This window comes from Acinetobacter sp. YH12100 (assembly GCF_013419135.1).
In the GTDB taxonomy this organism is placed as follows: Bacteria; Pseudomonadota; Gammaproteobacteria; order Pseudomonadales; family Moraxellaceae; genus Acinetobacter; species Acinetobacter pseudolwoffii.
Genome location: NZ_VPAQ01000010.1, coordinates 57,717 through 79,818, shown reverse-complemented (window position 1 = coordinate 79,818; position 22,102 = coordinate 57,717). Strand labels below are relative to the sequence as shown.

Annotated in this window: 24 protein-coding genes; 13 read left to right on the top strand and 11 right to left on the bottom strand. The window is 40.9% G+C overall.

What is annotated here, in order from left to right; translation table 11 throughout:
* The 8 genes from FTU40_RS08595 (at position 1) to rfbC (ending at position 6,960) form a co-directional block, all read left to right on the top strand.
* Positions 1-723 carry a glycosyltransferase gene (locus FTU40_RS08595; protein WP_180040544.1) on the top strand — a complete coding sequence of 241 codons (723 nt, stop codon included), beginning with the start codon at positions 1-3 and terminating at the stop codon, positions 721-723.
* Between the two features lie 38 nt (positions 724-761).
* Complete coding sequence (locus tag FTU40_RS08590) at positions 762-1,505, top strand: hypothetical protein (protein WP_180040542.1); 744 nt, start codon at positions 762-764, stop codon at positions 1,503-1,505.
* A gap of 2 nt (positions 1,506-1,507) precedes the next feature.
* Positions 1,508-2,317 carry a glycosyltransferase family 25 protein gene (locus FTU40_RS08585; RefSeq protein ID WP_263576593.1) on the top strand — a complete coding sequence of 270 codons (810 nt, stop codon included), beginning with the start codon at positions 1,508-1,510 and terminating at the stop codon, positions 2,315-2,317.
* A gap of 120 nt (positions 2,318-2,437) precedes the next feature.
* Positions 2,438-3,487, top strand: a complete 1,050-nt coding sequence (locus FTU40_RS08580; protein ID WP_180040539.1) for a hypothetical protein — start codon at positions 2,438-2,440, stop codon at positions 3,485-3,487.
* A gap of 74 nt (positions 3,488-3,561) precedes the next feature.
* Entirely contained in the window at positions 3,562-4,629 is a 1,068-nt protein-coding gene (gene rfbB, locus FTU40_RS08575; RefSeq protein WP_180040537.1) for a dTDP-glucose 4,6-dehydratase, read from the top strand.
* Between the two features lie 14 nt (positions 4,630-4,643).
* Positions 4,644-5,537 (top strand): dTDP-4-dehydrorhamnose reductase, encoded by an 894-nt coding sequence (rfbD, locus tag FTU40_RS08570; RefSeq protein ID WP_180040535.1) that lies wholly within the window; start codon positions 4,644-4,646, stop codon positions 5,535-5,537.
* Positions 5,534-6,418 (top strand): glucose-1-phosphate thymidylyltransferase RfbA, encoded by an 885-nt coding sequence (gene rfbA, locus FTU40_RS08565; protein ID WP_180040533.1) that lies wholly within the window; start codon positions 5,534-5,536, stop codon positions 6,416-6,418. The genes rfbD and rfbA overlap by 4 nt, the downstream gene beginning before the upstream one ends.
* Complete coding sequence (gene rfbC / locus FTU40_RS08560) at positions 6,415-6,960, top strand: dTDP-4-dehydrorhamnose 3,5-epimerase (protein ID WP_180040531.1); 546 nt, start codon at positions 6,415-6,417, stop codon at positions 6,958-6,960. The genes rfbA and rfbC overlap by 4 nt, the downstream gene beginning before the upstream one ends.
* A gap of 57 nt (positions 6,961-7,017) precedes the next feature.
* Here rfbC and FTU40_RS08555 read toward each other — a convergent pair whose 3' ends face one another.
* Positions 7,018-8,007 (bottom strand): glycosyltransferase, encoded by a 990-nt coding sequence (locus FTU40_RS08555; RefSeq protein ID WP_180040529.1) that lies wholly within the window; start codon positions 8,005-8,007, stop codon positions 7,018-7,020.
* Between the two features lie 41 nt (positions 8,008-8,048).
* Here FTU40_RS08555 and FTU40_RS08550 point away from each other — a divergent pair, with 41 nt between their 5' ends.
* Complete coding sequence (locus tag FTU40_RS08550) at positions 8,049-8,981, top strand: IS5-like element ISAba12 family transposase (protein WP_063454701.1); 933 nt, start codon at positions 8,049-8,051, stop codon at positions 8,979-8,981.
* 152 nt (positions 8,982-9,133) lie between these two features.
* On the opposite strand, the gene FTU40_RS08545 is transcribed toward FTU40_RS08550, so the two are convergent.
* The 8 genes from FTU40_RS08545 to FTU40_RS08510 form a co-directional block, all read right to left on the bottom strand.
* The gene (locus tag FTU40_RS08545) at positions 9,134-10,090 is read right to left on the bottom strand and encodes a glycosyltransferase (protein ID WP_180040527.1); all 957 of its coding nucleotides are present in this window, start codon (positions 10,088-10,090) and stop codon (positions 9,134-9,136) included.
* The gene (locus FTU40_RS08540; RefSeq protein WP_180040525.1) at positions 10,083-11,198 is read right to left on the bottom strand and encodes a DegT/DnrJ/EryC1/StrS family aminotransferase; all 1,116 of its coding nucleotides are present in this window, start codon (positions 11,196-11,198) and stop codon (positions 10,083-10,085) included. Before FTU40_RS08540 ends, FTU40_RS08545 begins: the two co-directional genes overlap by 8 nt.
* A complete protein-coding gene (locus FTU40_RS08535) occupies positions 11,191-11,673 on the bottom strand; it encodes an acyltransferase (protein ID WP_180040523.1) in 483 nt (160 codons plus the stop codon). The genes FTU40_RS08540 and FTU40_RS08535 overlap by 8 nt, the downstream gene beginning before the upstream one ends.
* Positions 11,663-12,061 (bottom strand): FdtA/QdtA family cupin domain-containing protein, encoded by a 399-nt coding sequence (locus FTU40_RS08530; RefSeq protein WP_180040521.1) that lies wholly within the window; start codon positions 12,059-12,061, stop codon positions 11,663-11,665. Before FTU40_RS08530 ends, FTU40_RS08535 begins: the two co-directional genes overlap by 11 nt.
* Positions 12,062-12,158: 97 nt before the next feature.
* Positions 12,159-13,022, bottom strand: coding sequence for a lysophospholipid acyltransferase family protein (locus tag FTU40_RS08525; RefSeq protein ID WP_180040518.1), 864 nt, complete (start codon positions 13,020-13,022; stop codon positions 12,159-12,161).
* Positions 13,023-13,040: 18 nt separating this feature from the next.
* Positions 13,041-13,262: a hypothetical protein gene (locus tag FTU40_RS08520; protein ID WP_004733007.1), complete on the bottom strand. Its 222-nt coding sequence runs from the start codon at positions 13,260-13,262 to the stop codon at positions 13,041-13,043.
* A gap of 114 nt (positions 13,263-13,376) precedes the next feature.
* A complete protein-coding gene (aspS, locus tag FTU40_RS08515) occupies positions 13,377-15,161 on the bottom strand; it encodes an aspartate--tRNA ligase (RefSeq protein ID WP_180040516.1) in 1,785 nt (594 codons plus the stop codon).
* A gap of 162 nt (positions 15,162-15,323) precedes the next feature.
* Positions 15,324-16,088 (bottom strand): DUF4184 family protein, encoded by a 765-nt coding sequence (locus FTU40_RS08510; protein ID WP_034609136.1) that lies wholly within the window; start codon positions 16,086-16,088, stop codon positions 15,324-15,326.
* 137 nt (positions 16,089-16,225) lie between these two features.
* Here FTU40_RS08510 and znuD point away from each other — a divergent pair, with 137 nt between their 5' ends.
* Complete coding sequence (gene znuD, locus FTU40_RS08505; RefSeq protein ID WP_180040514.1) at positions 16,226-18,403, top strand: zinc piracy TonB-dependent receptor ZnuD; 2,178 nt, start codon at positions 16,226-16,228, stop codon at positions 18,401-18,403.
* Positions 18,404-18,508: 105 nt separating this feature from the next.
* Entirely contained in the window at positions 18,509-19,972 is a 1,464-nt protein-coding gene (locus FTU40_RS08500) for a phospholipase D-like domain-containing protein (RefSeq protein ID WP_074384052.1), read from the top strand.
* Between the two features lie 83 nt (positions 19,973-20,055).
* On the opposite strand, the gene FTU40_RS08495 is transcribed toward FTU40_RS08500, so the two are convergent.
* On the bottom strand, positions 20,056-20,508 hold the full coding sequence (locus FTU40_RS08495) for a hypothetical protein (RefSeq protein WP_005095738.1): 453 nt from the start codon (positions 20,506-20,508) through the stop codon (positions 20,056-20,058).
* A 179-nt stretch (positions 20,509-20,687) separates the two neighbouring features.
* Between FTU40_RS08495 and FTU40_RS08490 the strand changes: the two genes are divergently transcribed.
* Positions 20,688-21,143, top strand: coding sequence for an RcnB family protein (locus FTU40_RS08490; RefSeq protein ID WP_005095740.1), 456 nt, complete (start codon positions 20,688-20,690; stop codon positions 21,141-21,143).
* A gap of 38 nt (positions 21,144-21,181) precedes the next feature.
* Here FTU40_RS08490 and FTU40_RS08485 read toward each other — a convergent pair whose 3' ends face one another.
* Complete coding sequence (locus FTU40_RS08485; protein WP_005095743.1) at positions 21,182-21,679, bottom strand: phosphate-starvation-inducible protein PsiE; 498 nt, start codon at positions 21,677-21,679, stop codon at positions 21,182-21,184.
* A gap of 173 nt (positions 21,680-21,852) precedes the next feature.
* Between FTU40_RS08485 and FTU40_RS08480 the strand changes: the two genes are divergently transcribed.
* Positions 21,853-22,059 (top strand): hypothetical protein, encoded by a 207-nt coding sequence (locus tag FTU40_RS08480; protein WP_005095746.1) that lies wholly within the window; start codon positions 21,853-21,855, stop codon positions 22,057-22,059.
* The last annotated feature ends 43 nt before the right edge of the window (positions 22,060-22,102 follow it).

The window sequence follows — 22,102 nt, the reverse complement described above, 5'->3', positions numbered from 1 at the left end:
ATGAGTAACATCGTTATTTGTATGAAATGGGGAACCAAATACGGTTCTGAATACGTCAATCGTTTATACAACATGGTTAAACGACATACAACAGTCGATTTCAAAATGGTCTGTCTGACGGATCGTACGGAAGGAATTAATTCTGAAGTACAATGTTTCCCAATTCCACCTTTGGCATTGCCTGAAGGTGCGCCTGAGCGTGGCTGGAATAAGCTGTCTACTTTTGAACCGGATTTATATGGTTTAGAGGGCAATGCGCTATTTCTCGATCTTGATGTGGTGATTGTCGATAACATCGATGAGTTCTTTAGCTATCCGGGTGATTTTCTGATTATTCATGACTGGAAACGTCCTTGGCGGATTACTGGTAACAGTTCGGTGTATCGTTTTAAACTGGGTGCATTTCCGGGACTTTTACCGTATTTCCGTGAAAATTTTGATGAAATCCGTAAAAAATTCCGTAATGAGCAAGCCTATTTGTCTTGGTATGTAGACCGTGAAGGTAAACAGACCTATTGGCCGGAAAGCTGGTGCAAGAGCTATAAGTATCATTGCCTGCAAAAAATCCCGATGGCTTACTTTAAGCCCCCTGTGAAGCCTGAAGGTGCCAAAATTATTGTATTCCATGGTGAAATTAATCCGCCAGATGCAGTCAATGGTGGTGGTGGGAAATGGTACCGTTATGTGTTGCCATCGCAGTGGATTAAGGATGCTTGGCAGTAAGCTGAATCAATGAGAAATTGAAAGAGATTTAATTTCAAATGCCGGTAAGAAAGAAAAGTAAGTTCGAACAATGGTTTTCATTTAGTCGTCATCAGCGTCGTTTTGGTGCTGAAAAGATTTATGCGCAATTTGGTCAAGCCGATTTAAATCAGTTAAAAAATACCATCATTGATGGGGATCAAATTCAATATACGCATGGTTCGGCCAAAGATCTCAATGAGCATATTGAGCAACTCAAACAGGAGTTTGTGGGGCAGTCTGCATTAAATCATTTCCATGCCAGTCTGATTGTTTTAATTCGCCGTGAAGTCGATACTCAAAATAATTATGACAAATTCAAGGCATTATGGATGGCTGAACGAAATTTTCTTGTACAGTCATTGAATATACGCTGGCTGATTTCAGCCTGTGATACTTTTATTGATTTTGATGAAGACGTAACTCTAAAAGCCATTCTGATGAATGCAGTGGTATTGATTAATACGCTTAAGTTACAGGAAACAGAACGTTTTTTGTGTGATCAGTCTTTAACTGTAAATCAGGAGCATCAGCAGTTATTACAACAACAGCGCTATGCCTTATTTGATGGTACTTCTGCATTTGCAGTTGGAACAGATGATACTTTACGTAATATGCGCTGGCGACTAGAACAAGTGTGTAAAGCTCATGAGCTTGGTCAAATCGTGATAGAAATTTTTGATCGTCTTCAACTTGAGCAGAATGAGAATGTTTATTCACGTTTTAAACAGCGTCATACTCGTGAAAAGACGAGATGGTGGTAATTGTGAATACTTTAATTATCAATTTAAAAAGTTCACAGGATCGTCGTGATTTTCAAAAAAGACAATTTGGGAAATTAGGACTGGATTTTGAAATATTAGAAGCATTTTCAGTTGCCGATTTAAGTGAAGAACAATACCAAAAATTCGGTTTTGGCTGGCAAAGGCCTTTGCGTAAAGTTGAGGTAGCGTGCTTTCTCAGTCACCAAAAAGCCTGGGAAGAAGTAATAAAAAGGAATCAGCCCTGTTTAATTCTTGAAGATGATGCCGTATTGGCTTCCAATACAAAAGAAATTTTAAACGAAATTGAACAGCATCAATTTTCAGATGTGGACTTAATTAATCTAGAAGTAAGAAGTCGTAAAAAAATTATTAGTCGAACACCCGTGTGTATCTTAGGTTCTACTCAGGTCGAATTATATGAATTATATCAAGATCGTACTGGAGCAGCAGGTTATGTGTTGTATCCATCGGGTGCGCAAAAACTGCTGCAACGTCTAGCAGAAACAGCACCCGCAATTGCGGATGGTTTTATCTTTAGCCATTATGGCTTGCACTGCCTCCAAGCAGAGCCTGCTGGAATCATTCAAGAAGACCAAATGTCAGCATATGGTTTAGTGCCTGCTGAACAGTTTGAATCGGTGATTGGTCGTTCAGAGCATCATAAGCCCGTGTATGCGTCAGCTGCTGAAAAAAGAACATTTAAAATGCGCCGTCTTGCCGGACAATGGGCGATGGCGTGTCGCTATGCCAGTGTTGTGTTTAAAGCGCAAAAGCGTGAAATTCGATTGGATCAGACGCAATTTAAAAACTAACGCGATGATAAGAATGGCGTTGATGCTGTAAATACGTGTAGAAAATATGGGGTTTTACACAGCTTTAGAGCAGATGCTCATGTGATTTGATGACCTGAGAGTGTCATTTTGGAAAGCAATATGTCAAAACCTAGAATTATTTTAGCCATGCCCGATCATTTGGGATTGATTCATTTGGTTGCAAAAAGTTTGCAGCAGCAGGGTTTTGAAGTGATGTGCTTTGACCAGCTGGTGTCGCCTGAACCCTTTAAATACCCGAATCTGTTTTCACGGATCTATAAGGGCTATCGTAAAACAGTCTATAAAGACACCAGTTATAAAATGACCTTACGCAATGCCATAAATATGCAGCATATTGATCAGCAGCTGCAGGCATGGGGTGGCTATAGCGACTACACCTTGGTCATTCGCGCTGACATGTTTAGTGATGAGGTGCTGGCGCTATTAAAATCACGCACGCATCAAACCTTTGCGGGTTATCAGTGGGATGGACTGACGCGTTTTCCAAATGTCTCGCATCGTATCAAGTTATTTGATCGCTTTTTTGTCTTTGATCCGCAAGACTATCAAAACAATAGTAATGCGCGTGTTTTACCGCTCACCAATTTCTGTATGAATGATGTATTGGTCGTTGATCAAAAAATATCAGACAATCAAAAACCTATCGTTTATTTTGTCGGGTATCATAATCCGAGTCGACAACAGGCGATTGAGCAATTGGTCGGCGAATTAGCGCAGCATGACGTAGAGATTAAGTGCTTTATTAATCATGCGCCTGCGCAGGCATATCTCGATTTGCCAATTAGTAAGATTACACAAAATATTGAATTCAATGATAATTTGGCTCATGTGCAAAATGCCGATATTTTGATTGATTTGGTGATTGGAGCGCATACAGGATTGTCGTTTAGAACATTTGAAGCGCTGATGTTTAAGAAGAAATTGATTACCAATAACGCGTCGATTGTGCATTATGACTTTTATCATCCTGATAATATTTTCGTGTGGGATGGCAAAGACACGAGTGTACTACAACAGTTTTTAGCGCAGCCGTATAACACGGTCACTGATGAGATTGCACGCAAATATCATTTTGCCAATTGGATTCGTTATGTATTGGATTTGGGTGACTATACGCCGATTGATTTACCCAAGATGACGACCACATAAGATGAATTGTAGGGTTTGAGCTTGGCATGGGCCATTTCAGACCGCTTAGAGATAAAGTAATTGAAGGATTAAATGTGAATATTATTGTTACCGGTGGTGCAGGTTTTATTGGCTCAGCAGTGATTCGCCATATTATTCAGCATACCTCGCATCATGTATTAAATATCGACAAACTCACCTATGCAGGGAATTTAGAATCATTGGCTGAGGTTGCAGGGAGTGAACGTTATCAGTTTAGCCATACTGATATTTGTGACCGTGCAGCACTTGATACGCTCTTTAATCAGTTTCAGCCTGATGCCGTGATGCATTTGGCCGCTGAATCACATGTTGATCGTTCGATCTCAGGCCCGTCTGATTTTGTTGAAACCAATATTATTGGCACCTATCAGTTGTTAGAAGCTGCGCGCCAGTACTGGAGCAACTTGCCTGAGGCAGCCAAAGCGACCTTCCGTTTTCATCACATTTCAACCGATGAAGTGTATGGTGACTTAGAAGGGACGACAGATCTATTTACTGAAGAGACCTCATATTCACCAAGTTCACCTTATTCTGCGTCTAAAGCCAGTTCAGATCATTTGGTACGTGCGTGGCATCGAACGTATGGCTTACCCGTGATTGTAACCAACTGCTCGAACAATTATGGACCGTATCATTTCCCAGAAAAATTGATCCCACTGATGATTTTAAATGCTTTACAGGGCAAAGCATTACCTGTGTATGGCAATGGTCAGCAAATTCGTGATTGGTTATATGTGGAAGACCATGCGCGCGCACTGTTTAAAGTGGTGAGCGAGGGTGCCATTGGTGAGACCTATAATATTGGTGGGCACAATGAAAAAGCAAATATTGATGTGGTGCATGGCATCTGTGCATTACTAGAGGAATTGGCGCCAAACAAGCCGACAGGTGTTGCCCAGTATCAAGATTTAATTACCTATGTCAAAGATCGTCCAGGGCATGATGTGCGCTATGCGATTGATGCTTCAAAAATTAAAAAAGAACTCGGTTGGGTGCCTGAAGAATCCTTTGAGACTGGTTTACGCAAAACCGTGCAGTGGTACTTGGCCAATCAACAGTGGGTGTCGCGTGTGCAAAGCGGTGAGTATCAAAATTGGTTAGACCAGCAGTACCAAGGCTAAAGCAAGGCAAACGTATGAAAATTCTTTTGCTTGGAAAAAATGGTCAAGTGGGCTGGGAGTTACAACGTGCGCTAGCGCCAGTGGCTGAGCTGATTGCTTTGGATCGTCATGGCTTAGGCGGCTGGTGCGGTGACTTGGCTCAGCCTGAGGCCTTGCTACGCACTATTCGTGAGATTCAACCCGATGTTGTAGTCAATGCCAGTGCGTATACTGCAGTGGATTTGGCTGAATCGAACCAAGAGATGGCGCAGCTGATCAATTCAGATACTGTGGCGCAAATCGCTGAAGTGTGCAAAAGTCTAAATATCCTGTTGGTGCATTATTCAACGGATTATGTGTTTAGCGGCCAAGGCACAACGCCATTTAAAGAAACTGATCAGACGCAGCCTTTAAACGTCTATGGACAAACAAAACTACAAGGTGAGCAGGCGATTGTGGCATCAGGATGTCGACATTTGATTTTTCGAACCTCGTGGGTCTATGCCGCCAAGGGCAAAAACTTCTTAAAAACCATGCTGTCTTTGGCGCAACAACGCGAACAACTCAGTATTATTGATGACCAAATCGGGGCACCGACCTCGGCAGTGTTGATCGCGGACATCACAGCACATGCAATTGTACAGACAATGGCCGATTTCAACAAAGTCGGGATTTATCATTTGGTGGCTGCAGGTGAAACCTCATGGTTCGCCTATGCCAATTATGTATTTGAGCAGGCTAAACAGCAGGGTATGTCACTCAAAGTGCAAACCGTTAACGCGATTTCTACAGCAGATTATCCAACGCCTGCTAAGCGGCCGCATAATTCACGATTAGACATTCAAAAAATTCAACACACGTTTCAGCTACATGTGCCTGAGTGGACGACCCATGTGCAACGAACAATCTCGGAGTTATTAATTCAATGAGCTTACAACGTAAAGGTATTATTCTTGCGGGCGGTTCGGGAACACGCTTACATCCAATCACCAAAGGGGTGTCGAAACAGCTGTTGCCTATTTACGATAAACCGATGATCTATTATCCATTGTCGGTACTCATGTTGGCGGGTATCCGTGACATCTTGATTATTTCTACGCCTGAAGATTTACCGAATTTTGAAAAATTACTGGGTGATGGTCATCAGTTCGGCATCAAACTCAGTTATAAAGTTCAACCTTCTCCAGATGGTTTAGCACAAGCCTTTATTATTGGTGAAGAATTTATTGGTGAGCATCCAGTGTGTTTGATCTTAGGCGATAACATTTACTATGGTCAAAACTTTAGCCAGCAATTAAAAGCAGCCAATGATGTGAGTCATGGTGCGACTGTTTTTGGCTATCACGTGACTGACCCTGAGCGTTTTGGCGTGGTGGAATTTGATGCGACAGGTAAAGTGATCAGTATTGAAGAAAAACCTGCACAACCGAAATCCCCTTATGCGGTGACTGGTTTGTATTTCTATGACAATCGTGTGGTGGAATTTGCCAAACAAGTGAAACCATCACACCGTGGTGAACTCGAAATTACCGACATCAATAATGCCTATTTAAACGATGAATCGCTCAATGTGGAATTGTTGGGGCGTGGTTTTGCATGGCTTGATACAGGTACACATGAATCGTTACTCGAAGCAGGGCAATTTGTTTATACCATTGAGAAACGTCAATCATTAAAAGTTGCGTGTTTAGAAGAGATTGGTTTCCAACAAGGTTGGATTTCTTCAGATGAACTCCGTGAAAGTGCCGAAGCTTTAAAGAAAACTGACTATGGTCAGTATTTGTTTAAATTGTTGGACGATGCGCAATGAAGGTAGAAATCACCAAAATTGCAGGCTTACTCATTCTTCACCCACAGGTATTTGGGGATGAGCGTGGCTGGTTTATGGAAAGCTTTAACCAACAGCGTTTTGAGACAGCCTTACAAGAACTGAATTTGCCAATTCCACACTTTGTACAAGACAATCATTCCTTATCACAAAAAGGCGTATTACGTGGCCTACATTATCAACTGGCACCGTATGGTCAAGGTAAGCTTGTGCGTGTTGTACAAGGTCGCGCATGGGATGTCGCAGTGGATGTGCGCCCTGAATCGTCAACCTATGGTCAGTGGGTGGGTGTCGAGCTGAGTGCTGAGAATAAAACCATGTTTTGGATTCCAGAAGGTTTTGCGCATGGTTTTATGGCTTTAGAAGAGAATACTCAGTTCTTGTATAAAACTACCAACTATTATCATAAAGACAGTGAGCGCGCGATCATGTGGAATGACCCAACGCTTGCTATTGAATGGCCTTTAGATCAAGTTGATGAAGTGTTGGTGAGTAAAAAGGATGAGTTAGCTGCTTTTTTTTAATAATACTGAATGTGTATTGTTTAAAGGATCTATATCGATAGATCCTTTTGGGGTTGGTTACTTTTTAAGTTTAAATAACGGGATAAAGCCAAAGCACTTCACTTTTATTTGATTTCCTTTAATTTTGACCCAAGAAAGAGGAAGTTTAATAAAATTCAGTAAATAAACAGTTGGCTTTGAGCTTTCGATATTTTCATTAAATAAATGTGCAAATGATGTTTTGCTTAACCAATAATACCAAATATCTGATAAAGGTGGTCTATCTATTTTTGCCCAAGGTTTTTGAGCAGCATAGTGGATGATTTTTGGTCGATAAGTTGCATCGTAAAATGCTTTATTTGGATATCGCTCATCTTCATATTGCATTTCTTTTAATAGCTCACGCCATGATGGAATTGAACAATATCTGTATGAAATATATTGAATATGTGGGCTACATGCTAAGTTAATAACATCTTGGTCATTCCATATGAGTCTGCAAGGTGGATTTTCGAGAATATCTAAGATTTTTTTTCCAAGATTAGCTTCTCTCATCTTTTTTAAATTCATAATCCAAAGACCACCACCTATGTAAGTATCTTGAATATTTTGAGGTAAATGACTTACTTGATGGTTTAGAAAGTGTGGTAAATGAATACCAGCGATATAAGAGTTAGTAATATTAATAGAAGATAATTCGGAGATATCATCAACAACGACAATATCAACATCTGAATAAATAATTTGATCGTATTGATCAAATTCAGGAAGAAGCATAGGTAAGCATCTGTACAAAGTTTCAACTGTGAATATCGAACCTACATGACCTGTGCAAAATTTTTGATTTGAGAAATCGATATTGAATTTACCCGAAACATCAATAAAGTCTAATGTTGCATTTTGATGTATTGAAACTTGCGCTAATAATGCGTTTCTATTCGAAGTGTCGATGCCAGAATGGATAACATAAAGTTTATAAAATATGTCAGGTTTAGCATTGGTGAGTAAACTTTCAAAAGTGACAGCAGCCTGAGGAACATAATTGTTATCAAAACGGCTTTGTTGCACAAACCTATCTGTAAAGGCTTTTTCAGCGATATAATTTTCAAATGAAGAAGCCTACACACAAAATCTACCGCACAACCAATTGGCCCGCATATAACCGAGCACTCATGAGTCGCGGAAATATTGCCATTTGGTTTGATCCTGCTACGCAATGGTATGCGCCATCAAAAGGCAAACAAGGGCGAAATCAAACCTACTCCGACGCAGCCATCCAATGCTGCTTAATGATTAAATCCTTATTCCGTCTGTCTTTACGTATGGTCACTGGCTTTGTGCAAAGTCTGATTAAACTTTGCGGATTAAATTGGATAGCTCCAGATTACACCACGCTTTGTAGAAGACAAAAGCATATTGATATTGTAATCAGCTACCAAAAAAGTAGCGATGGGCTGCATCTACTCATGGACTCTACAGGCATGAAGTTTCTAGGTGAGGGCGAATGGAAACGCAAGAAACATGGACCTGAATATCGTCGCCAATGGCGTAAACTTCATATTGGTATAGATGCTAAAACCCTACAAATACGAGCAGTTCAGCTTACAACCAATAATGTCAGTGATTCACAGGTGCTTGGTGATTTACTTAATCAGATTCCACAAGATGAGCAGATTAACTCTGTTTATACCGATGGAGCTTATGACACCAAGCAATGCCGTCAGGTCATTGCAGATCGGCAAGCGCATGCGGTGATTCCACCTAGAAAAAATGCGAAACCATGGAAAGATACAAAGAGTAGCTCGCTAGAGCGAAATGAATTACTTCGAACAATTAAACGTTTAGGTAGGACACTATGGAAAAAATGGTCAGGCTATCATCGGCGAAGTTTGGTTGAAACTAAGATGCATTGCATCAAATTATTAGGAGATAAACTTAGTGCAAGGAGTTTTGATAGCCAAGTGAATGAGATCCATGCACGTGTAGCAGTCCTTAACAGATTTACGGAATTAGGTCGACCACTTACCCAAGTTACGCCTTAAATTTGGCTCAATTAGGGGCGCTTTGCATTTCAAATCTTTGTGCAACAAAGCCTATCAAAACTGAAAAAAATTGGTGTTATCTGCATTTTGCTGTCTATATCAACGTATTCAGTATATAAAATTTTAACCTATTAAGCTTAAATTGTAGATGTTTACACTAATTTTTTTTTGATTTTTCTACGAAAAAGCTTAAATAAATGCATTAATGTATTTGATTTAAATGCTTGTGATACAAGTTCTTTGATAGGTATTCCTTGATTAAATGCTTTTTCTAAATAAATTGCATTAATTTTTCTTTCAATTTTTTTCTTAATGCTCTCTCTAGTTTGATCATTAGAAATTTTTGCTGAGTCTAAGAGTCGTTGTCTTAGTACAGGAAGCATAATTTTTTGATATCGAGTAAATTGTTCAACATGATTTAAATTTTGAGTGCCTAGATTAGATATACCAACATCTGTTCTATAATTAACTAACGGTTTGTCGATATATAGTAAGCCTCCTAAGATTGCACTACGATAAGCAATAACTAAGTCTTCATAAGCTCCTAGCTCAGTAATTTCACCAAAAACTTCATAAATTGATTTATGCCATGCATGTGCAGCACCAATAATTAGGCCACCCTCAAGTGCACAATTTTCAATTGAATGTCCTATATTCTTAATAGGTGGTTCCCAAATATCAGATAACACGCCTTCAGGACTTAATTTTGTGACGGATGAATAAATAGAGGTTGGTTGTGTTGGTGCTAAACAATAAGCATGGATAATTTCAGAAACACGATTTGGTAATGATATATCATCACCAGCAGCGGCAACTAATAAATCTGTATCGACTAAACTGCTTACATAATTAATATGCTTTATTAATCCAAGGTTTTGAGCATTTTGATTAAAAACTACTGTATGTGGCCCCTGATAATTTTTAAGGACTGTTGAAATAATTTTAACAGTATTATCTTTTGAACAGTCATCTGAAATTATGATGCTTAAGGGGGAGTAATCTTGGTTCAAAACCGAGTTTAAAGCATCTTCAATATAGCTTTCTTGGTTATAGCAAAAAAGAGCAATCGTGACAGAGGGCACTGGGCGTTGCTGGATATTGTTAGTCATTAAAAAAACTCTTAATCATTTCACATGTGTAAAGAACCTCACTTTCAGTTAGACAAGGAGATATAGGTAGGCTTAACACACTATTATGAATTTCTTCAGTAATTGAAAATGTTAGATGGTTTAAATGAGCATATGCTTGTTGCTTATGTGGTGGAATAGGGTAGTGAATGAGTGACTGAATATTCTTCCTAGATAAATATTCCTGTAGTTTTTCACGATGTTTGCAACGAATGACGAAAAGATGCCAAACATGACTTTTATTATCTAATATATTGCTAATAGTAGGGAGTTCTATATTTAAGTTCTGTAAATTACTTTGATAAATTTGAGCAATATTACGTCTAGCCTGTGTATCTATATCTAAATATTTTAACTTTACATTTAAAAGAGCTGCTTGTATTTCATCTAAGCGACTATTCATGCCTATATATTTATTTACATATTTTTCATGTGAGCCATAGTTTCTAAGTGCAACCAATACTTCTGCCAGCTCATCACAATTAGTTGTAATTGCACCAGCATCTCCCAATGCACCTAAATTTTTTCCTGGATAAAAACTAAATCCAGATGCATCCCCCCAATTTCCAGCTTTTTTACCTTCAATTTCTGCGCCATGTGCTTGAGCTGAATCTTCCAGAACTAGAAGGTTGTATTTTTTTGCAACTCGCATAATGTGTGGCATATTTGCCAATTGGCCATATAAATGAACTGCAATAATGGCTTTTGTTTTTGATGTAATTTTTTCTTCAATTAGCTTCGGATCTAAATTATAAGTATTAATATCGGGTTCGACTAAAACTGGTTTTAGATTATTTGCAGATATGGCTAAAATACTCGCAATGTAGGTATTTGCTGGAACAAGAATTTCATCGCCATCGTTGAGTTTTCCAAGTTCTTTCCATGCTCGTAGTACTAAAATAAGCGCATCTAACCCATTTGCAACACCAATTGCATGTTGGGTACCACAATATTGTGCAAAATTATTTTCAAATCGCGCTAATTCATTTCCATTGATATACCAACCAGAATCAATCACACGAGTAGATGCTTCTATTAATTCTTGACGATATTGTTGATTAATTTTTTTTAAGTCTAAAAAGTTAATCACGATTTGTATGTCCTATAATTTGAGCTGGATTTCCAGCGACAATAGCATATGGTGGCACATCTTTAGTAACAACAGCCCCAGCACCAATTAAACTATTATGGCCAATAGTTATACCTGGTAACATTGTTGCATTGGCTCCAATAGATGCACCTTTTTGCACAAGGGTGGTTAAAAATTTATCGGGATATTTTTTAGACCGTGGTTTAAGGTCATTGGTAAAAGTTGCATTTGGACCAACAAATACATTGTCCTCAAGAGTAATGCCATCCCAAATAAAAACACCAGATTTAATTGTGACATTATTTCCGATTTTTACATCATTTTCGATTAGGGTGTGCGCGCAAATATTGCAGTTTTCGCCAATTTGGGCTTTTGGTAAAATTACAACAAATTGCCAAATTTTAGTATTTTTACCGATATTTTTACATTGATTATCACTTAAGGGGTGTTGGTAAAAATTTAACTCATTGTCCATAGATTTTTAAAAACTCATTATAATCACGAATATAATCTGCTTCATCATAAAAGTTATTGGCTAAAACCATAAGCACACAATCTTCTGAAAAATCATACATTTCCCTCCAAATAGCAGACTCAATGAGTAGACCTTGTGCTGGATTATCTAGAAGTAAGTTAATTTTTTCTTTTCCATCATCAAGAAGAAACCGACATGATCCCCTAACAGCAATAACGACTTGTGATAAGTTTTTATGTGCGTGAAAACCTCTCCGCACACCTTCAACTGTATTAAAGAGGTAATAAACACGTTTAATTTTAAAGGGGATATTTTTATCCTGCTCTAATGCTACAAGTGAGCCGCGTTCATCACCATGAGTTTGTAATGGAATTAATTTAATTTGCATAAGCGGATTATAGAGTTTAATTCCTTTATATTTTAACAATAATTAACGATAATTAGAAACTTATATTGTGTTGATATTAAATAATAAATTCTTATATTTAAATATACATCTTTTCACCGGATTTTATCTTCCTAAACCTCTTATACCCCCACAAATACTGCTCCGGAGCGTAATTAATCATGCGCTCCATTTCTTTATTTAAAGTATCGACGGAAAGCTGTAAGTCTTTAGATAAAATATCATTTGATAATTCAGTCACGTAAATATCATAACCCGATAAATCTTCACGTCTTAAACAACTGAGTCCAACCACAGAGCATTGTGTTTTAGCCGCAAGTTTGGAAAGAAGCGTAGAAGATAGCGCATTTTGACCATAAAAATAAGAATAGATTCCACCAGATTCTTTCGGGACATGATCCGGTAAAATCGCAGAAAAACCACCCTGTTTGAGATGCTTAAATAAAGCACGCACACCAGAATCATCGGTCGGAACCAGTGTCGCATTCAGACGTTGCCGAGCTTCCAGCATAAAGCGATCGACATCTTCATTTTTGCTGGGCTTATACATAATCACAGGAGAGGTATGTTGATTGACCCAGACATTCAACAGCTCCCACGTGCCAAAATGAGGCACTACCGCCAAGCAGCCATGCGGGTTTTTTAAAGCCTGAATAAATAAATCTGCACCATGCACATCTCGAATTAAAGACAGCGCATAATCGGGTGATGAACCCCAAATCTTGACCGATTCCGCATAGGTCATACACTGACTTTTCAGGCTGCGTTTACTTAAATCAGCGCGTTCAGATTCCGAAAGTTCAGGATAGGCAGAGGCCAGATTAATCTCAGTTACTCGGCGTGCAGAAGAATGGCTGAGATACAAAAGAGATCCAGCCAGTTGCGCAAGATTTTGAATCAATCTTAATGGAAATTTGGAGAAATTTTTGAGTAAGGTGTACATGCTATCCAGAGCGTCAGATTATAGGTCTTTATCTGGATTGCCCTTCAGCACCATATAAATCAAACCGACGAAAATCAGTAAGGCACCTAAAATACTGCTCAGGCAAAAATACACAATACGTTCATTGGTATCGAGGTTGAACAGGTTGTTGGCAAGGATATAACGCATGAACAGCCATTGAACCACTGAAAATACAATAAGCATAATGCTGCGATTACGAACTGCAGGACGCATAGCCATTGCGAATTACCTTAGATTAAAAACTATCGCTATTATGCCACTGTTCCAGAGTCGACTCAATCACACAAAAAAAGCCCCGCGCAAGGCAGGGCTTTTCACTTAAATCTTCAAGAATTATTCTTGAGATTCAGCTTTTGGTTTTTCACGTAAGCGAATACCAAGGTCACGCAGTTGGTTTGATTCAACTGGTGCCGGTGCTTGCGTCAATGGACATTCCGCAGTTTTGGTTTTCGGGAATGCGATCACGTCACGGATTGAAGATGCACCAGTCATCAACATTACCAGACGGTCAAGACCGAATGCCAAACCACCATGCGGAGGAGCACCGTAACGTAATGCATTTAATAAGAAGCTGAATTTCTCTTCCGCTTCTTCTTCACCAATACCAAGCGCTTCAAAGATCGCTTTTTGCATTTCAAGGTTGTGAATACGCAGTGAACCACCACCGATTTCAGTACCGTTCAATACCATATCGTAAGCAACAGACAGAGCAGCGCCTGGGTTGTTCTTCACTTCTTCTACGCTAGATTTAGGCAGCGTGAATGGGTGATGCACAGACGTCCATTTACCATCATCAGTTTCTTCGAACATTGGGAAATCAACAACCCAAAGTGGCGCCCACTCACAAGTTGCAAGTTTCATGTCATGACCGATCTTCACACGAAGCGCGCCCATGGCATCGTTTACAACTTTGGCTTTGTCTGCACCGAAGAATACGATGTCGCCATTTTCAGCGCCAACACGTTTCAATAGATCAAGCACGATTGGCTCGATGAATTTCACGATTGGAGATTGAAGACCTTCGATACCTTTTTCAAGTTCGTTGACTTTGATGTAAGCCAAACCGCGTGCACCGTAGATGCCTACAAATTTGGTGTATTCATCAATCGCGCTACGTGGAAGTGAACCAGCACCCGGTACGCGAAGCGCAACGATACGACCTTTAGGATCTTTAGCAGGGCCTGCGAATACTTTGAACTCAACGTCTTGCATGAGGTCTGCAACGTCAACCAGTTTCAAAGGAATACGCATATCTGGTTTGTCAGATGCATAGTCACGCATAGCATCGTTGTAGGTCATGCGTGGGAATTTATCAAACTCTACGTTTAGAAGTTCTTTGAACATCTTCACGGTTAAAGTTTCCATTAAATCCATAATGTCATCGTCACTCATGAACGATGTTTCAACGTCGATCTGGGTGAATTCAGGCTGACGGTCAGCACGTAAGTCTTCATCACGGAAACATTTCGCGATCTGGTAGTAACGATCAATACCGCCCACCATCAACAACTGTTTGAATAGCTGTGGAGATTGTGGCAGTGCGTAGAAGCTACCGTTAGAAACACGGCTTGGAACTAGATAGTCACGTGCACCTTCAGGCGTCGCGCGAGTCAAAATTGGAGTTTCAACGTCCAGGAAACCATTGTCTTCGAAGTAGTTACGAATCAGGTTGGTCAATTTAGAACGGAAACGTAGGCGATCTAACATCTCTGGACGACGGATGTCCAAGAAACGGTATTTCAAACGAATTTCTTCAGAAATATTGGTGTTTTCGTCATTCAAAGGGAATGGCGGAGTGTCTGACTGAGCAAGAACTTCAATTTCTTTACCCAAGACTTCGATCTGACCGCTCACCATATTGGCATTTTCTGTGCCTTCATAACGGCGACGTACACGGCCTGTAATTTTTAATACGAATTCTGAACGTACTTTGTCCGCAGTTGCGAATGCTTCAGGGGTATCCGGGTCAATAACCACTTGAACAAGACCGTCACGGTCACGCATATCAAGGAAAATCACACCACCGTGGTCACGGCGACGGTGAACCCAGCCGCATAATGTTACAGTCTGGTCAATTTGAGTTTCGGTTAAAGAACCGCAGTAATGAGTTCGCATCATAGCGTTAGAAATCCAACTATATGGGTTAAGGTCAGCGAATACGTAAACAGCGTACCGCTTTGAGTAGAGGTAGGATTATGCCTCTTTGGGCATGTTGTCACAAGAACTTGGGTCAAAAACAATATCATTTTAAAGTGAATGAGATAAAAGCCAGCACTTTGCTTAGCCCATCCGGCGATCGCGATCTAAAAATAAAAACAGCAAACAGCCCAGACTAAAAGTGATCAGAAAACCCTGACTGAATTGATTGATGGAACGGCCGGTAAAATAGTACAGATCGGATTGCCAGACTTCTGTAGAGATATAACGTGCATAATCCCAGACTGAAAATAGGCCAGTGAATATCGAAAACAGCAATAATCCGCAGGCATAAGCTTTGATTTTCAGGTTCACTGCCAGATATTGCTGATGTTTTTTATAGTAATGCACGCTCATCCACAGCATAAACGGTAAGGCCAGAAAGGAAGTGCCGATTTGTAAAATTCGATGCAGCGGATAACTGTGTCCAAAAAGCTGAAATGGTCGTGCTAGAAAATCATGAAAAGCAAAAGTACGAAAGTCTACATGAGTCAAACCATCCCAGATTAAATGCGTGGCAGTACCGATGATCACCGCCAGACAAACTGCCAGAAAAAACTTGAATGCTGAAATGAGAGTGTGAATATTTAGATCATGCTGAATTCCGACAAAGCGGTAAATGGCTGGCCGATATAGAGCATACCAGATTGCACAAAAGCCCAACCCGATCCACAGGTCCGGATGAATCAGCGAGGACCATAAATGCGTAACATTCGAATTGCTGGAACTAAACAGACGATGTAAATCGGGCACCATACAGCCAATCGCCAATGCAGCAATCGGAAGCCGGTTTCCGCTTAAACGTGAAAGAGGTGGCGCAAGTACAGCATGAGACAGGGTAAAGGGCATAAAAGTTTTTTTAAAGATGAAAATAACCAGAAAACACATTCTAATAAAATATGCGATGGATTATCGTAAAGGATTGCAAAAACAATGAAATGTTATATTATAACATTCATCCAAAATGGTGAATTTGAGCTTCAGTCATGTCCTTCCCTAAGAATCTAATAACACTTTCAATTTTTGCTGTAGTTGCGCCTACAGTATTTGCAGAGCAATCTTCCTCTTCTATCCCGGTTCAGACCATGGACACGATTCAGGTGCAAGCTCATCCATTGGTGCAGACTGCAGCGGACTTTGCGGTAGCGGATCATGTTGTAGATCAGAAAGCCTTGTCTGAACGTGCAACCACCATTGGAGATGCATTGGCAGATGAACTGGGCGTATATTCTAACCAGTTTGGTACGGGGGCCAGCCGTCCGGTGATTCGTGGGCAAGATGGGCCACGTGTCAAAGTCTTGCAGCATGCTTCAGAGACAGCCGATGTTTCCACGTTATCTCCAGATCACGCCGTCACCGTCGATCCGATTTTGGCGAAACAGGTCGAAGTGATTCGTGGGCCATCGACGTTGCTCTATGCAGCAGGAACAGTGGGTGGTCTGGTCAATGTCACCGATCAGAAAATTCCAACGCAAATGCCTGAAGATGGTCTGGAAGGTACAGTCGGTCTGCGCTATAACACCTGTAGTGATGAGAAACTGGCCAGTGCAGGAATTACGGCTGGAATTGGTGAAAATTTTGCTTTGCGTGTAGAAGGCTCAAAACGTAAGGCCAATGATTATATTGCCCCTGGTTATTTTGATACGCATACCCACAAAGAAGAGCATGTTGAAGATAATGGTGAGATTCATATACATGAGCATGAACATAGTGTAAAAAAACGCCGTGTAGACAATACCTTTGCCGAAGGGCAAACGGTGAATATTGGTGGATCATGGATCCATGACCGTGGTTTTGTCGGCTTATCTTATAGTAACCGCCAAGACCAATATGGTCTGCCAGGACACAGCCATGAATATCATGGCTGTGAAATTCATGGCGATCATTTTCACTGTCCAAAACCGGGTGAAGATGAGCATGATCATGAAGAAACAGCAGGGCCGTGGGTAGATTTAAACTCTGAGCGTTATGATGTTCGTACCGAGCTAGAACAACCTTTTGCCGGTTTTGACAAGTTGCGTGCGCATGCCAGCTTTACCGATTATGAACATGATGAACTGGAAGAAAATGCAGTCATCAGCAACTTTAAAAGTAAGGGTTATGATGGACGTTTAGAACTGGTGCATGTTCCTGTTGCAGGTTGGGAAGGTGTCATTGGCACCCAGCTTTCACAGCAGAAAATTAATTTATCGGCTCCAGAATCGCATAGTCATGCAGAACACGATCATGAAGGACATGAGCACGATCAGAGTGAGCATGCGGGTCATAATCATGATGTGTTAATGGCAGATACCAAAACCCAAAAATACAGCCTTTTTGCTTTAGAACATAAGCAGTTCGGCGATGTTCATGTTGAACTTGGAGCACGTGTCGATCATCAAAAAGTAAAAGTAGATTCGGAGCAGAAAGATTATTCAGGTACGGGTGTTTCTGCATCTGCGGCTGCGAATTGGGAGTTTGCACCGAATTACAAACTGTCTGTAGTGGGATCACATCAACAGCGTTTGCCTCTAGCGCAAGAGCTGTATGCTGATGGTCTGCATTTTGCGACCAATACCTATGAATTGGGGAATCCTGATCTTGATAAAGAAAGGTCAAATAATCTTGAATTAGGTCTGCACTATGCAGGGGATAAACTGGATTACCATGTGCATGTCTATCACAACTGGTTTGATGATTATATTTATGGCGAAACGGTAGCGCAGAAAGGTAATTTGCGCGGCGTGCAATATACCCAAGACCAGGCCAGATTCTATGGCACTGAGGCTCAAGCCGGTTATCAGATCAATGATATGTACAAGCTGAGTATCTTTGGCGATTACGTGTGTGGCAAAATTGAAGCTGAGAATGCACCACGTATTCCTGCCGGTCGCTTAGGCAGCAAAGTGGAAGCAGATTTTGCCGATGGCTGGTCAGGTCTGGCTGAATATTATCATGTCTTCAATCAGGACAAGATTGCCAGCTATGAAGAGGAAACCCAAGGCTACAACATGGTCAATGTGGGCTTAAGCTATACCAATACCCTTGCAGATAACAATGCTTATCGGGTGTATTTCAAGGCCAATAACCTGCTCGATGATCAGGTCTATTCCCATACCTCGTTCCTGTCGAATATTCCGCAAGTCGGTCGTAACTTTAGCGTCGGTGTGCAGTATGATTTCTAAAGCAGTGATGAAATAACTGACCAAATCAAAGAGATGTCACTGAAATTGACTTGAAAAATCATCTGATAAAACCTAGCCTGAGCATATTGGGTTAGGTTTTTTCTTATGCGTATCTTTCAACGAATTCACAATAAACTGAACTGGTCAAATCGCCGTTATGCGGCATTGATTATCAGTCTACTGGCGGTCAGTTATCTGGCATCTGCTGTTTATCATACTTATAAGCCTTTGCCGGAAGGTCTGAATTACACCGGCAAGCTGCGCCATGCCGAAGTCAAGTTTCTGGCCGACCGGACTTATCTGGATGCCGAAGGAAAACAGCACTTAGATCATCGTATTTTTAATGAAATGCTGAAGATGATTGAAGAGGCCAAATCACTGATTGTACTGGATCTGTTTTTATTTAATCAGCAAACCGGTGCCTCGACACAGGAACATCAGGCATTGAGTCAACAGTTGAGCGATGCCTTAATCAGTAAACGTCTGCTGCAACCGCAAGTTGAAATCAAGTTCATTACCGATCCGATCAATTCAGTCTATGGCGGAATTCAGTCCGAGCAGTATCGCAAGTTACGTCAGCATGGTATCGATGTAATTGAAACCAATCTGATCCCTTTGCGGGCGTCCAATCCGAGCTGGTCGGGGTTCTGGTATTTATGTTGCCAGGGCATTGGTAATAATCCGGAAAAAGGCTGGTTGCCGAATCCATTTGGCCCAGAAAAAATTACTCTGCGCAGTTATTTTGATTTATTTAACTTTAAAGCCAATCATCGTAAAACCTTGGTGGTAGACACCGATCAGGGCTGGAAAGCGCTGGTCACCTCCATGAATCCGCATGATGGGAGTTCGCGGCATTCCAATATCGGTTTATTGGTCTGGGGAACCACAGCCGTGGATATTCTGAGAACAGAACAATCGGTCGGCATCATGTCACAGGCCAATATGCCAGCCATTATCGCGGGCGATTTTCAGGCAGAAAATACCCAGCCACAAGTTCAGGTACTGACGGAAAAAGCCATTTATGATGCGACTTTAAATCTGATTCAGACGGCGAAAGAAAATGAACAGATTGATCTGGCCATGTTTTATCTGTCCGAGCGTAAGATTATTAAAAGTCTGATTGCGGCGCATGAACGCGGGGTTAAGGTTCGGGTTTTACTCGATCCCAATAAAGATGCCTTTGGCCGTGAGAAAAACGGGATTCCAAACCGACAGGTGGCTTCGGAACTGCACAAGGCAGGCATTGATGTACGCTGGTGCAATACCCAGGGTGAGCAATGTCATAGCAAAATATTGATGAAGCGTAATGCTCAGCAGGCTGAAATGATTTTAGGCTCGGCCAATTTCACCGCACGCAATCTGAAAAACTATAATCTGGAAACCAATATGCGCGTGCTGGGTCAGCATCAGGCAGAAGTGTTTAAAGATGCCCAACAATATTTTGATGGTGCATGGTCAAATCTGAATGGCCGTGTGATGAGTGTGGACTATAGACAATATGAAGACAATTCATGGTCTAAATATTGGCTGTACCGCTTTATGGAATGGAGCGGCTGGTCGACGTTTTAGCATCTCTAATAATCTCCCTAAATCCCTCTTTTGAAAAGAGGGACTTTACCTCCCTTTTTTAAAGGGAGGGTAGGAGGGATTTTTTAAGGCTCCGGATTCGGTGGAACCAGTTCATCCAGTTCTTTATCGGACAATGCTTCAAGTTCAGCAAGATCCGTTTTAATTTTCCATTGCTCTTCATGGTCGACCGGATTGGGTAAACGCGCTTCTAGCCAGTCACAGACTACATCTGGCGGGAAATTGGCATGATTACATTGAATCACCCAAGACAAGAAATCTTTGGCGACACCATTCATATACGGTGGTGGCGATACTGGCAGGAACTGAGTCGGAAGACGTTCATTTTTAGAAATATAATTCAGGACATGACCTAGTTCCTGTACGGTCTGCCAAGCCAACGGATGATCTACATTGATCTGAAATTTAAACCACCATGCCTGTTTGCCATCTGAACCATAGCTATCAATCCGTTCTTTTTGAACACTCGGCACTTTAGAAAAATATTCATGTAAACGATCGAAATTTAAATCAGACACAGTATTCAACTCGAAACATTAAAAAAGTGATTTTAGCATAAAGCAGTCGCCTGCCGATGGGCCTGCTAGATTGAAAATACGCAGGCACATTACAAAAAATTGCAGGGTCAGTAAGCGTATTCATATTTTCTGCATTTATTTTGTTTAAAATATAAACGAGTGATTGAGAGGAAGCTCAAATGAAAATAGTGTTATTGAGTGCAATATTTGCTGCATTGCTATTGGGGGCTTCTGCACAGACGATGGCCGGAAACGCTTGGGGCGGATATACAGGGGTTGAACGTTCTAAGCCGAATTACCGCGCTGCACCATCACGCTCTTATGATCCACCACGGCACTCTTATCCGCAGCGTCCGATGCCACCTAGACCACATTACCCACAACGACCGACCCATTGGGGTTATCCGCCTGCTCAAAGTCAAAGTGGTCTCAATATCCAGTATCAGGCACCGACCACGATTTATCAAAATTCCAATAGCTATAGCTGGGTGAATGGCGATCCGAATGTGGCTCGAATTGAAAGTTCAAGATATAGCGTTATCAGTGACTGGCAGCGTCTGGGCTTACCTGCACCACCGCGTGGCAGTTACTGGATTTATGAAAATGGACGTTATGTGCTGGTGCCGAATCGTTAAGTTAAAAATCCCCCTTTATTCAAGGGGGATTTTTTATATCAAGCCAACTCATCATCTTCCGGACGAGGCGTTTTGCCTTGTGGCACTGGTTTCTCGCTGTGTTTGTCACGAATTACCGATGGATAGGTCCATGACGCATAGCGCACCACTAAAATGGCAAATGCCATAATCAGGATCGAACCGGTAATAATCACCAGATCCATACTGGCTTTATGCGTGTGCTGAATGTCCGCAATGAGCAAGCGGGTCAGTGCGGTAATGGCAATATAAATCAGGAAGCGTACCGGCATATGATTGGTTTTAAAATAGATCCCCACCATGGCACCGAGTTCGAGATAGATGAACAGTAAAAGAATATCGTCAATGGTGGCGAACTGTTTCACGGTCAGAATATCGATGACGGTATGGCCAGCGGACCAGATCACCATACAGCCAATAATAAACAGCGCAATATAATGAAAACTTTCTACAGCAAGATTACCAAAACGGTCGAGGAGGGCTTCAAGTTTTTCAACTTTGGGATGGGGTTTCGGCATAAGATCCTCCTGATTTTTATGTGATATAAACAATACTTATAGAATAACCTGCAAAAATTATGCACAGAATGATTGGATGAAAAATAAAGATTAAATTATTTGAACTTTTGCGCTTTTTTTAGACTAAATTGCTATATTGTATGGGTGGTACATTGAATAAATAGGAGAAAAAAGTGTTAGATAAAATTCAAACAAAAATTGACCAATTAGAAGCCGGAAAAAAATTAATCCTCGGCGTAGGCATTAAGGCTGAAGATATGCAAAAGGTGGTGGAACTCTGCGAGTCTTTAGAGTCAGAGGGGAATATCAAAATTGTGAATAAACATCTGAATCCGAAAAGCAATAATCAACCGGATTCTTTAATGATTCAGAAAGTTTAAGTTTCGAATTGTAATAAAAACGCCTGCATCAAGCAGGCGTTTT